General features: G+C 42.6%; 13 protein-coding genes. 8 read left to right on the forward strand and 5 right to left on the reverse strand.

The window, feature by feature from the left end; all coding sequences use genetic code 11:
• Positions 1-11 precede the first annotated feature (11 nt).
• The 3 genes from EL241_RS01950 to EL241_RS01960 all read left to right on the forward strand — a co-directional run bounded on the left by EL241_RS01950 (position 12) and on the right by EL241_RS01960 (position 4,263).
• Positions 12-2,711 carry a glycoside hydrolase family 65 protein gene (locus EL241_RS01950; RefSeq protein WP_036103669.1) on the forward strand — a complete coding sequence of 900 codons (2,700 nt, stop codon included), beginning with the start codon at positions 12-14 and terminating at the stop codon, positions 2,709-2,711.
• Between the two features lie 20 nt (positions 2,712-2,731).
• On the forward strand, positions 2,732-3,382 hold the full coding sequence (gene pgmB, locus EL241_RS01955; protein WP_126320304.1) for a beta-phosphoglucomutase: 651 nt from the start codon (positions 2,732-2,734) through the stop codon (positions 3,380-3,382).
• A 134-nt stretch (positions 3,383-3,516) separates the two neighbouring features.
• Complete coding sequence (locus EL241_RS01960) at positions 3,517-4,263, forward strand: DUF6612 family protein (protein ID WP_036103672.1); 747 nt, start codon at positions 3,517-3,519, stop codon at positions 4,261-4,263.
• Here EL241_RS01960 and EL241_RS01965 read toward each other — a convergent pair.
• Both EL241_RS01965 and EL241_RS01970 read right to left on the reverse strand, forming a co-directional pair.
• The gene (locus EL241_RS01965) at positions 4,258-4,722 is read right to left on the reverse strand and encodes a GNAT family N-acetyltransferase (protein ID WP_036103675.1); all 465 of its coding nucleotides are present in this window, start codon (positions 4,720-4,722) and stop codon (positions 4,258-4,260) included. The two genes, EL241_RS01960 and EL241_RS01965, sit on opposite strands and share 6 nt — an antisense overlap.
• Before the next feature lie 102 nt (positions 4,723-4,824).
• A complete protein-coding gene (locus EL241_RS01970; RefSeq protein WP_036103678.1) occupies positions 4,825-5,571 on the reverse strand; it encodes a sulfite exporter TauE/SafE family protein in 747 nt (248 codons plus the stop codon).
• Between the two features lie 251 nt (positions 5,572-5,822).
• On the opposite strand from EL241_RS01970, the gene EL241_RS01975 reads away from it, so the two are divergent.
• Positions 5,823-6,767, forward strand: coding sequence for an NAD(P)-dependent oxidoreductase (locus tag EL241_RS01975; protein WP_036103680.1), 945 nt, complete (start codon positions 5,823-5,825; stop codon positions 6,765-6,767).
• Between the two features lie 67 nt (positions 6,768-6,834).
• On the opposite strand, the gene EL241_RS01980 is transcribed toward EL241_RS01975, so the two are convergent.
• The gene (locus EL241_RS01980; protein WP_036108370.1) at positions 6,835-8,316 is read right to left on the reverse strand and encodes an aldehyde dehydrogenase family protein; all 1,482 of its coding nucleotides are present in this window, start codon (positions 8,314-8,316) and stop codon (positions 6,835-6,837) included.
• 214 nt (positions 8,317-8,530) lie between these two features.
• Between EL241_RS01980 and EL241_RS01985 the strand changes: the two genes are divergently transcribed.
• Together EL241_RS01985 and EL241_RS01990 are read left to right on the forward strand one after the other, a co-directional pair.
• Complete coding sequence (locus tag EL241_RS01985) at positions 8,531-8,992, forward strand: antibiotic biosynthesis monooxygenase family protein (RefSeq protein ID WP_052009305.1); 462 nt, start codon at positions 8,531-8,533, stop codon at positions 8,990-8,992.
• Positions 8,993-8,996: 4 nt separating this feature from the next.
• Complete coding sequence (locus EL241_RS01990) at positions 8,997-10,370, forward strand: cryptochrome/photolyase family protein (protein WP_036108367.1); 1,374 nt, start codon at positions 8,997-8,999, stop codon at positions 10,368-10,370.
• Here the strand turns inward: EL241_RS01990 and EL241_RS01995 are convergent, their stop codons facing one another.
• On the reverse strand, positions 10,371-10,745 hold the full coding sequence (locus EL241_RS01995; RefSeq protein ID WP_036108363.1) for a hypothetical protein: 375 nt from the start codon (positions 10,743-10,745) through the stop codon (positions 10,371-10,373).
• 168 nt (positions 10,746-10,913) lie between these two features.
• Between EL241_RS01995 and EL241_RS13595 the strand changes: the two genes are divergently transcribed.
• Both EL241_RS13595 and rpmF read left to right on the forward strand, forming a co-directional pair.
• Positions 10,914-11,036 (forward strand): putative metal homeostasis protein, encoded by a 123-nt coding sequence (locus EL241_RS13595; protein ID WP_003757483.1) that lies wholly within the window; start codon positions 10,914-10,916, stop codon positions 11,034-11,036.
• A gap of 12 nt (positions 11,037-11,048) precedes the next feature.
• Positions 11,049-11,213: a 50S ribosomal protein L32 gene (gene rpmF, locus EL241_RS02000; RefSeq protein WP_036108360.1), complete on the forward strand. Its 165-nt coding sequence runs from the start codon at positions 11,049-11,051 to the stop codon at positions 11,211-11,213.
• 54 nt (positions 11,214-11,267) lie between these two features.
• Here the strand turns inward: rpmF and EL241_RS02005 are convergent, their stop codons facing one another.
• On the reverse strand, positions 11,268-11,606 hold the full coding sequence (locus EL241_RS02005) for a hypothetical protein (protein ID WP_036108357.1): 339 nt from the start codon (positions 11,604-11,606) through the stop codon (positions 11,268-11,270).
• Positions 11,607-11,623 lie beyond the last annotated feature (17 nt).

The following is an 11,623-nucleotide window of genomic DNA, read 5'->3' on the forward strand; positions in this document are numbered from 1 at the left end:
GAGGCTGTGAAATGAAATATTTAGCGGTGACATTCCACCCTGGAAAAATCGCGATCCAAACAATCGAACATGGAGAGATAACGAGCGAAGCAAAATTTCCGCTGGACAAAACTTCTCTGACCACGGAGCTCTCTCAGATAACAGAAACGGTGCGCTTATCGGCGGCAGGAATAGTAGCTGGCATTCTTTCTGGAGAATTTAATGCACAAACACATGAAAACACTTACATAGATGCAGATGGAAAAGCGTACGATCTAGCAAAGCTGTTTTCGGAAATAACCAATAAACCATTTTTGCATGAAAAAGAGGCCGCGCAGTACGGCTCTTTGTCGGAAGCCTTTGCAGCAAAAGCAGAAGCAATCACTTGGAATTTAGATTATGTAGGCTATGAACCTGGTAAGGAAGAATACTCGATCGAATCGCTACTGACAATCGGAAATGGTTTTCTCGGATTAAGAGGAACGAGCCCGGAAATGGAACAGACTAGTGGCACATATCCGGCTACTTATATTGCAGGCCTTTATAATCAAGCGGAATCTGTCGTTGCTGATACAAAAGTGGTCAATGAAGACTTTGTCAACAATGCCAGCGCTGGTTTTCTCGGCGTAAAGATTGCCTCCGGAGAAGTTCTGACATTTGAGAATGTTACAGTAATGGATTTTACACGGAAGTTAGATCTACAAACAGGACTTTTCCAATCAAGAGCAATTGTGGAAGATGCAGAAGGGCGGCAGCTGGAATGGAAGGCGGAGAAAGTAGCCAATATGGCGAAAATGAACGAATATGCGATTCAATATACAGTACGGCCGCTAAACTTCTCTGCTCCACTGACGGTGATCACCACATTAGATGGAACGGTTGAAAACAGTAATGTCGAAAGATATCGTTCCCTCAATTCTCACCATTATGATGTTGTGGATCTCGGGGCGGAAGGGAATACCGCTTTTATCCATACGAAAACCACCCAATCGCAGATCGAAGTCCTGCAGAAAACGATTTTCTCTACCGAAACTACGAATACTATCCAAGCAGGAAAAGTTGTGCAGGCAACGAACTTCGAGGCAGCGCTTGGCGAATCCTACACATTTGAAAAGCGGGTAGAAGTATATGCCGATCATCAGCAGAATCCAATCGATATCAAGGCACTCAAAACGGAAACGATGTCTGTTAGAGCCTTTGCAGATATTTTTGCCGAAAGCAGCCAAGCATGGCAAACGCTCTGGGAGAAAGCTGATATCAAAGTGGAAGGCGATATGATGTCACAAAAACTGCTACGGTTGCATACCTATCATCTTTTAGTATCGTCTACACCATTCAGCAGTGCTAATCTCGATGTTTCGATCACAGCACGAGGACTGCATGGCGAAGCTTACCGTGGCCACATCTTTTGGGATGAGATCTTCATTTTGCCATTCTATATCTATCATTTCCCGGAAACAGCAAAACAATTGCTACTTTATCGCTATAATCGCTTAGCCGCAGCCAAAGAAAGTGCTGCTCGCGAAAACTATGATGGTGCAATGTTCCCATGGCAATCCGGCCATGACGGAACAGAACAAACCCAGCTATTGCATTTGAACCCGATGAATGGTGAATGGGGCGATGACTACAGTCGCCTACAGCGCCACGTTTCGCTTGCGATCGCTTATAACGTCTGGTTATATGACGTCAATACAGATGATCAGGCATTCATGGAAAACTACGGTATCGAAATGCTCTTAGAGATTGCTGAGTTTTGGAAAAGCACAGCCGTATTCAATGAAAGTACACAGCGCTACGATATCCCGAAAGTAATGGGACCGGACGAATTTCACGAAGCATACCCGGATAGCAAAGAAGGCGGGCTGACAAACAACGCCTATACAAATATGATGGTCGTTTGGCTATTTGAAGAAGTGGCGGATCTACGAGAACGTTTCGATTCGGAAACATTGGCCAAGATCCGTGCAAAAGTAGGCCTTACGGAAGAAGATTTGGAAGACTATGAAAAGATCAAACATCAATTACAGCTTGAGATCAATGACGAAGGAATCATTGCGCAGTATGAAGGCTATTTTGATCTGAAAGAGATCGATTGGGATGCGTATAAAGAGAAATACGGCAATATTTACCGAATGGATCGAATCTTAAAAGCGGAAGGCAAGTCAGCTGATGATTACAAAGTTTCCAAACAAGCCGATACGTTGATGACTTTCTATAACTTGGATAAACAACACATCGATGAGATCATTCGCGACTTAGACTATCAACTGCCGGATGACTATTTAGAAAAGAACTTGGAATATTACTTACAGCGAACTTCGCACGGCTCGACATTATCTCGTATCGTCCATGCTGAATTAGCAGAAATGGTCGGGCAGCATGCGTTGTCGTGGAAATTTTATCAAGAAGCCTTATACTCTGACTACAATGACATCCAAGGCGGTACGACAGCAGAAGGAATTCATACAGGAGTTATGGCAGCAACACTGCACGTCACTCTGGCTACTTATGCAGGTGTAGATATTCGCAAACAACAATTATCGATCCAGCCACGCTTACCGGAAGATTGGACGAAGATCGCCTTCCAGCTTGTACGCCGAGGTGTGAACTATCAATTTGAGATCACAGCAGAGACAATAGCGGTAACTGCGTCGACAGCATCAGACATTTCCGTCCGTGGAAAAACTTATCAGCTACCGGCTGGCGAGCAAATAACGATTGCTTATTAAAGAGAGGGGTTTAGAGAATCATGCGGGAAGGTTTTATTTTCGATTTAGACGGTGTCATCACGGATACAGCTAAATTCCATTACCAGGCATGGAAAGAACTAGCAGATGAATTGGGAATTTCGATCAATGAGAAATTCAATGAAACACTTAAAGGAATCAGCCGAATGGAATCATTGGAAAAAATAATAGCACATGGCGGGAAAGAAATGGCATATAGCGAAGCGGAGAAAGAAGAACTGGCTGCAAAGAAAAATACGAACTATGTCGAACTTTTGAAAGACCTGTCACCAAAGGATTTGCTGCCAGGCGTGGCCGGATTTTTAAAAGCAGCAAAAGCAAAAGGCATCCCTTGTGCGATCGCATCCGCTTCAAAAAATGCGCCCATGATCTTAGATAAGCTGGAAGTCAGCCATTACTTTGCGCATATCGTAGATCCAAATACGCTTACCAAAGGGAAACCAGATCCGGAGATTTTTCTGAAAGCAGCAGCGAGCATAGCAGTTGCCCCCGAGAAAGCTGTCGGATTTGAAGACGCCAAGGCTGGAATCGCCGGAATCAAAGCTGCCGGTATGTATGCAGTCGGTATTAAAACAACAGAAGCGTTGCCGGAAGCAGATGTGGTGGTAACAGATCTGACAGAACTGGATATTGATCGCTTATTACAGCAATGACAGGATAGACGGACTTCGAACAGCGAAGGCCGTCTTGTTTTTTAAAAATAATTTAACTTTTAGATATTAAAGCGTGAAAACAAGGGTATAAAAAAGTAATTACTGTAATGGCTTTCAAAAAAGGAGGGAGAAAGATGAAAAAAATAGGGTGGGTATTACTTGTCGTTGTGGGACTCTTTGTGCTCAGTGGATGTAAGGGAGCTGCGGAATCACCACCAAAAGAGCGTCCAAAGACTTTGACGAAACAAGATGTGATCGAGATCGTTCGCAAATCGGAGGATAACGTCACGTATATCAAACAACAAGCTGGTGCCGAAGTGAAAGTAACCGGCGGGGTCGTGGGGGCATCGCCGCAAACGAATAATTCGGAAGTCGCTGGGGAGATGACTTATAAGGACGGCGTGTTGAAGGAATTGCTTTCCAACGTGAAACAAGGCAGCCGCGAAGTAGAAACGTATGCTGCTGGGGAGAAAATCTACATCAGATCGTCAGGCGGCACTTGGCAGGATATTTCCGGAAATGGGACTTTGCAAACCGAAACGACGTATATTCCGGCAGTCGATATGTTCACGAATACGGCAGATGACTTTAAAATGAAAAAGCAAGGCAATGATTATGTATTTACATTTACTGGAACAGGAGAAAAGCTGTTTGAAAAAATCAGGTCTTTCTACAATCTTCGCCTTGCCAGTATTCCGCCTTCTGAAAGTAAACTGGTACTGACCTACACGGTTGATGCGAAGAAAAAATACTTGAAGCAAGTAACGCAAAAAGTAACGGCTGAAAAAAGCGGTCAAAGAGTAGAAATGGCTATTCATGCTGACTTCATGAACTATAATGAGAAGACAAGCTTGCCGGCACCGACAGATATCAATCTATAAAGGGTCAAGCACTTTCGTCATAAATACACTTTCCGGATCGGCTGGACCGTCTAAATAGCTCTCGCAGTAAGTAAATCCTAGTTTTTCATAAAGCGCTCTGGCAGGAATGAAATCGTCTGTTGTGCCTGTTTCCAAGCTGAGTCGCGTGTAACCGCGCCGCTGTGCTTCTTGTGTTAAAAAGTCCATCAGCAGAGAGGCGACGCCTTTTTGCAAATGATCCGGGTGAGTCTTGATTGATTTGATCTCCCCATGTGTCGCACCTAGTTCTTTTAAAGCGCCGCAACCAGCTAACTGATCGCCATCGAATACGCTCCAAAATGTGACGTTTTCGTCAGGAAGATTTTCCATATTGATCGCTGTATCATACTCTTCCGGAACATCTTCGTACATGTCTTTCGTGTGTTCTTCAATCAAGCGAACGAACGGGGGATAATCAAGGTCTGCTAATTTGATTTCCATGGTTTTTTGCTCCTTTTTTGTTTTATGTATTAGTGGATACCCCGTATCCGCTGTCATAAACGAGAAAGGAGCTGTTTGCGGTCAAAGCGATCGAAAAAAACTTTAGTTATGGGTTGAAATCAAGATAATAGCACCAATTAGCGGGACAGAGATCATGGCGATTTTCAAGATCAGCGGACTCAATCTATTAGTGAACTTAGCCCCTATATAAGTACCGATCGAAGTTCCAAGTATTACTTTTATCAGTAGCAAAACATCGATATAGCCATTGGCAATGTATCCGATACCACCAATCAACGAAATAGGCAAAATTACTAACATTGTAGTTCCAGCCGACTTTCGGAGATCAAGACCAAAGACGAGTAGTAGTGTGATTTGAATAAAAGCAGAAGATGCGATTCCGAATAGCCCGGAGATACTTCCTAAAATAATACCAAAAAACAAAGCTCGCAGAATAATGCTTTTCAAGCGGAGATTTTTTTCTTTTCCGTTCGTCATAATAGAGATCCTGATCCATAAAATAATACTAGATGAAATTAAAGCGATAGAAGTTAATAAACTCAAATTGGATTCTGGTATATATTTAACGCAGAAAGAGGCAATAAGTGCTCCAATGCCACCAGACAATCCTAGGAAACTTCCGATTTTAAAGTCGATATTTTTTTCTCTGGTATGACTGATGGAACCAAATAAAGCTGTGGAGATCAACCCCAATAAAGAGGTTCCGATTGCTACATGGATGGGAATGTTGAAGAATGAAACAAGTATGGCAAGTGTAACGCCCGCGCCTCCTGCCCCTACAAATCCCAATAGTAATCCTAAAATAACCATAGTGATAATAATTAACATGATAGATCCAACTCCCTAAAAATAGCTGTACGCTTTTCCTGCTGGGAAATGACTGTATAATCATACCATAGGATTTTAAGAAATGCAGGTGGATCTCATGGTGGAAACCGGCTTTTTAATGTGAAAAAAAGCACGATCTGTAATGAGAGCAAGGATAGTGGAATTTGTAAAAAGGTAATATATAATGAGTATTATACAGGGGCTCAGCATAAGTCGTAATAGGACGCTAAACTGAAAAGGTGGTTAAGGGTATGAAAGTTTTGATAGTGGGCGAATTTACGAAGCAAACAAAAGAAATCATTTTATCGCTTTTTCCGAAAAAGTGGGCGGTAGTTATTCTTCCGCCTGGAGAAGAAATGATGAAACATTTAGAAGATTGTGAAGTTCTTATTCCAGAGCACATCCAAGTGGATGAAGAATTGCTTGCAACGGCAAAAGAATTGAAATTCATTCAAACTGGCGCAGGATTCGATAATGTCGATGTGGATGCTTGTACAAAGTTCGGCGTACGGGTCGCTAATGCTGCTGGAGTAAACGCACAAGCGGTGGCAGAACATGTGATGGCATTAATGCTTGCCTATTTTAAAAATATTCCACAGCTGGATGGTTTTATGAAAAATCGTGAAGATGAGAACCGCTTATCCTATGCTGGAAGCGAACTAGAGGGGAAAACGATCGGCATTATCGGCATGGGAGCTGTCGGCAAAAAAGTTGCCGCTTTTTGCCAAGCTTTTGGAATGAAAGTATTCGCCTATGCGAGAAACACAGCAGGAACAGCACCTGGTTCTGTAAAAATGTGCAGCTTTGATACACTTATCCGTGAAGCGGATATTATCAGTGTCCACGTTTCTTTAAATCAGCAAACTAAAAAGCTGATCGACGCAGCGACATTTAAAAAAATGAAAAAGAATGCTGTTGTTATCAATACGGCGCGGGGCGGGATCTTAGCAGAACAAGATCTGATCGAGGCTTTAAAGACAAGTGAAATTGCTGGGGCTTGTTTAGATGTTTTTGAAGAGGAACCACTTGCGAAAGATAGCGTATTGCGGGACATGCAAAATGTCATTCTTACGCCACATACAGCAGGAATGCCGGATGGTTACAAAATCCATCAAAAAAGGTATGCTTTCTTTGTAGCAAATATTGAACGAATCGTAAAAGGGGAGCAGCCCCAAAATAATTTGAATGCTTTTTAAGTTAGTTTCCTAGATAGAAAAGCACTTCCTGTTGCGAGCTATAACAGGAAGTGCTTTTTCTATGCTCTTAATAAAGACCTTCTTTTTCCTCATTCAAATTGATATAAATATTCTTCGCTTGTGTATAGGCATCCAAGATCATTTTATGCGTTTCGCGGCCGATCCCGGAATTTTTGTAACCGCCAAATGGAGTTCCGGCTTCAAACGCATTGTAGGTGTTGACCCATACGCGTCCAGTTTGGATCGCTTTGGAAACGCGGAATATCCGATTGATATCTCTGGACCAAACGCCGCCCGCCAAGCCGTATTCATTATCATTTGCCAGCTTGATCACTTCTTCTTCATCTTTAAATTTGATGATCGTAGCTACTGGGCCGAAGATCTCTTCTTGCGCTACTCGTGTATCGTTTGTTGTTTCCAGCAATGTAGGTTCTAAAAAGACGCCATCTTTGAGTTTGTCGTTTTCTAATTTTTCTCCGCCAGTCAATACGTTTGCGCCTTCTTTTTTACCGATCTCCACGTATTCCAGGATCTTATCGAGCTGACCTTGGTTGATCTGCGCCCCCATTTGCACGCCGTCTTCCCATGGTAAACCGACTTTTACTTTTTGGAATTGCTCTTTCAGTGCAGCGACGAATTTATCATAGACATTTTCTTGGACAAAGATCCGTGAACCAGCGCTACATACTTGGCCTTGGTTGAAAAGAATCCCTTTTTGTGCGCCTTCGATGGCTTGCTCAAATGGCATATCATCAAAGAAAATGTTGGCTGATTTTCCGCCAAGTTCCAGTGTGGACGGAATCAGATTTTCTGCTGCGGCGATGCCGATGTTTCTGCCGACAGAAGTAGAACCAGTAAAAGCAAGTTTATTGAAGCCTTTGTGATGCTGCATATATTCTCCTGATTTGGAACCTTTTCCGGTCACGATATTGACAACGCCACCAGGTAAAATGTCTGCTAAGATCTTTCCTAATTCAAGTAGACTAAGTGAAGTGCTAGACGATGGATGGATAACGACCGCATTCCCTGCTGCGATAGCGGGAGCGATTTTCCAAGCGCCCATTAAGAATGGAAAATTCCATGGCACGATTTGACCGACAACGCCGACTGGTTCTTTGATGATCAGCGAAAGCGTGTTTTCATCGATTTGTTTTACCGTATCTTCTTCGCTGCGGATCACACCTGCAAAATAGCGGAAATGATCGGCTGCAAGCGGGATATCTGCATTCGTTGTTTCGCGAAGTGATTTCCCGTTATCGAGTGTTTCCATTAAAGCGAGCTTATCTAAATTTGCATCGATAGCATCCGCGATGTCGAGTAGTAACTTGCTTTTTTCTTTTACAGGAACCTTCTTCCAACTTTCCTGCGCTTCTTTGGCTGCACTTACAGCGGCATCGACATCTTGATCTGATGCATCAATGAAAGTAGCGAGCGCCTCCCCGTTACTTGGATTGTATGAAGTGAGTTTGTTGCCGTCCGTGCCATCTGTCCACTTCCCGCCGATAAACAATTGGTAATGCGCATCAAAAACATTTAGATCTTTTACCAAAAGAAAAACCTCCTTCAATCGATTTGAAGTAAAATTTGCTTAATAGCGCTTACATTTACTTCAAGTCAATTATAAACCTCCCTAGACCGAATATCAAAAGAAAGCGGTCATGCGTTGAAACTGGAAAACAGTTGGGCGCAAATGGTTTGAGCGGTTTGAAAAGAGGGAAATGTGAGCAGTAAAATGGTGAGGAAAGCGAGCGGAGGTAGCAGAGATGAGAACGATCAAATTGAAAAATAAAACAGCAAGTTATAAATTAGAAACGGATGATAGCACAGTATACCGCATCAACGCTGGAACAGCTGATCAATCATTCAATTGTATTGATAGGGAAGGGGTGCTTCCTGATGTCCAGAGCTTTGCGGTGTTGAATTATATTTATGTAGCAGTTGGACAGGAAGCTGCTTTTGAAAAACGCTTTTTAGGGCGATCCAGACGACTTAGTGAAAATAAAGGCTTTCTAGCGATCCGCGTATTGCGCCCAGAACAAAGTCGTCATTATATCATTATCACATGGTGGGAAGAAGAAGCAGATTTTCACGCTTGGCAAGCTTCAACATCTTACCAAAAGACTCATCAGAAACGGGCCACTGACAAAGGATTAGATCATCAAAACCAAGTAGTCGACCGGACGAAGTCTTATCATCTGGGATTCCAGTCAAAAGGAGGAATGTAGCCATATGCAGCTTGGTGTACTTTTAAACCGCGTCTTCCGAACGAAGCATAATCCATTATTTTCCTATGTGGAACAAAACCGTTCTAAGATCGATGCGTGTTATTTTATTATTCCGCTGGAAGATCTTAAAGGGGCAAGTGAACGAAAAAAAGCTTTTTACTTTGGAACAGTCAACCAGTTCCTAACAGAACTGGCAAAATATGAGATCCGGCCATTCTTAGTGACGTATGAAAAATTATCCGAATTCTGTCAGAAGCAGAAAATCGATACGATCCTAATGGCAGGGGATATTATGAGTTATCATCAAGAAGAATATGATATTCGGCATCAGCGTGAGAAGTTAACAGCCGCTGGTTTGAAAATAAAAACGATTCGTGTCCAGCATTATTTCCACCCGCGGGCAACTTTTAAAAACGGCGACGAGCCCTATAAAGTATTCACGCCTTTTTATAAAGCAAATCGGCCACATGTGACGATCCAAAAACCTGCTGCCTATTCTCTAAAACAGTTAAGTGAGATAGCGGTCACTGGAACGGGCCATCTTGATCACAGCTATCCAGATGACGGGTTATCTGAGGAGCAGGCAGCGGCAAATTGGCAGACATTTTTGAAAGAATCGATCGAAGCGTATGAGACCAATCGGGAAGTTCTGGCAGAGATCAAAACCAGTTGGCTTAGTGTATATCTGGCTTATGGCTTGATCGACATCCAGCAGATTTTCAATCAGTTGCTCGATCAGCGGGAAGCGAATGAAAAAAACTACGAAGCTTTTATTCGGGAACTGCTGTTTCGAGAGTTTTACTATGTCCTGATGGTCACTTATCCGGAGATGGCCACGCAGTCTTTTAAACCGAATTACCGTCAAATCGAATGGTCTTTGAATAAAGCGAACTTTGAACGTTGGAAAAAGGGAGAAACTGGTTATCCGATCGTGGATGCTGCCATGCAGGAATTAAATCAAACCGGCTATATGCACAATCGCATGCGCATGGTCGTTTCCCAGTTTTTGACAAAAGATCTCTTTATCGACTGGCGTTGGGGAGAAGATTACTTTCGCAGTCAGCTGATCGACTATGATAATGCCTCCAACGTCAACGGCTGGCAGTGGTCTGCTTCAACTGGAACCGATGCTGTTCCTTACTTCCGCATGTTCAATCCGATCCGGCAAAGTGAACGATTTGATCAGGATGGTGCCTATATCAAACAGTATCTGCCGATTTTTAAAGCCGTTCCCGCTGCATATCTACATGACACTGAAAAGAACAAAGCCAAATTGGCTACTGAATGTGATATCGAACTCGGAAAAACGTATCCCGCTCCAATCGTCGATCATAAACAGAGCCGCCAAGCCGTAATGGAAAAACTCGGCCGCCGCTGATCAGAGTTTGCTATTCGAGCGGACGATCCGTTCCCATGTTTGCGCAGCTTCTTCTTGGAGCTGCGTTTTTACGTGCTGCGCTGCAAATGATTCCTGAAATGGCTCACTTGGAACGGCAAGACTGAGCGGGAAAGCAATCATTCGATCAAAGTCAGCTTGACTAAGCGGATCGTGGCTATTCATCTCTTCAAAATCAATTAAAATCTCTTGAAACCAATCCTGTAATTCTTGGAAAGCATGATTTAACGCTGCATCCAAAGTATCGAAAGGATAAATAAGCGTGCCGCTGTAAATATCGACAACTAACACGCGATAACTGGCGGTCTCTTCTTGGATCAAAATAGACATATTATATAAATCGAATAGCTGCTTCACAGAAACACATCCTAAATCGTAATCATTATTATTTAGGAGTATAACCTGTTTCGCTTTAAATTGCAATCATTGAATGAAAGACGAAGAACAAACCTTGACAAAAAGGAATAAACAATGATAAAGTTTAAATCGTAATGATTACGATTTAAAAAAGAGGAGGAAATAACAATGTCAGAAAAAGCAGATCTTTCTAGTGCTTATCGTCGTTTGAAAAGTCCTAACAGCAGAACCAAAAAACGGGCATTAAAGGTTATTTTGACCAATAAACGCAAAAATAAAGGAATCAAATAGGAGGGGAAAAGAATGGCAGTCCCAGCACGCAAAACTTCAAAAGCAAAAAAGAGAAAAAGACGCGGCAACAAAAAATTGACAGCGCCAGCGATCCATTACAATAAAGAAACAGGAGAATACGAGAAAAGTCATCATATCTCGCCTTCAGGAACCTACAAAGGCGAACAAATTTTATGAGCGACAAAAAACACGACTAAAGCCTCTGCTTTCCGAGCCTTTAGTCGTGTTCCCTTACTTAGGTAAATAGTGAGATGTCAATGTTCGGATCTTTTGGCGGAATGCCATTGTGACCTCGAAGTCATCTACATGATCCATATGCAGCTGCTGCATACATAACGATGCTGCTTTTAAATAACTATCGGCAGTGACCGCAGTTTTAGTAATAGTGATCAGCTGCTTTTCATACCAATCACCAGCATACATGCAGGCGTGCTGAAAGGCAGCTTCTTTGGTGATAAAACTGAGCGGATAAGTGCTGTCGGCAGGATCTAAAATCAATAAATGATTATTTCCAGCTTCTTCTTGAAACCATAATATAGCGACTTGATCTAAATCGAATAATTGTTGCATGTGCGACAACTCCATTT

This window comes from Listeria grayi (assembly GCF_900638015.1).
Lineage (GTDB): Bacteria > Bacillota > Bacilli > Lactobacillales > Listeriaceae > Listeria > Listeria grayi.

Coding starts and splice junctions, on each gene's coding strand:
- EL241_RS01990 (WP_036108367.1), top strand. CDS start 8,997: ATGCAGCTTGGTGTACTTTTAAACCGCGTCTTCCGAACGAAGCATAAT.
- EL241_RS01950 (WP_036103669.1), top strand. CDS start 12: ATGAAATATTTAGCGGTGACATTCCACCCTGGAAAAATCGCGATCCAA.
- EL241_RS01985 (WP_052009305.1), top strand. CDS start 8,531: ATGAGAACGATCAAATTGAAAAATAAAACAGCAAGTTATAAATTAGAA.
- rpmF (WP_036108360.1), top strand. CDS start 11,049: ATGGCAGTCCCAGCACGCAAAACTTCAAAAGCAAAAAAGAGAAAAAGA.
- EL241_RS01975 (WP_036103680.1), top strand. CDS start 5,823: ATGAAAGTTTTGATAGTGGGCGAATTTACGAAGCAAACAAAAGAAATC.
- EL241_RS01970 (WP_036103678.1), bottom strand. CDS start 5,571: ATGTTAATTATTATCACTATGGTTATTTTAGGATTACTATTGGGATTT.
- EL241_RS01965 (WP_036103675.1), bottom strand. CDS start 4,722: ATGGAAATCAAATTAGCAGACCTTGATTATCCCCCGTTCGTTCGCTTG.
- EL241_RS02005 (WP_036108357.1), bottom strand. CDS start 11,606: ATGCAACAATTATTCGATTTAGATCAAGTCGCTATATTATGGTTTCAA.
- EL241_RS13595 (WP_003757483.1), top strand. CDS start 10,914: ATGTCAGAAAAAGCAGATCTTTCTAGTGCTTATCGTCGTTTGAAAAGT.
- pgmB (WP_126320304.1), top strand. CDS start 2,732: ATGCGGGAAGGTTTTATTTTCGATTTAGACGGTGTCATCACGGATACA.
- EL241_RS01960 (WP_036103672.1), top strand. CDS start 3,517: ATGAAAAAAATAGGGTGGGTATTACTTGTCGTTGTGGGACTCTTTGTG.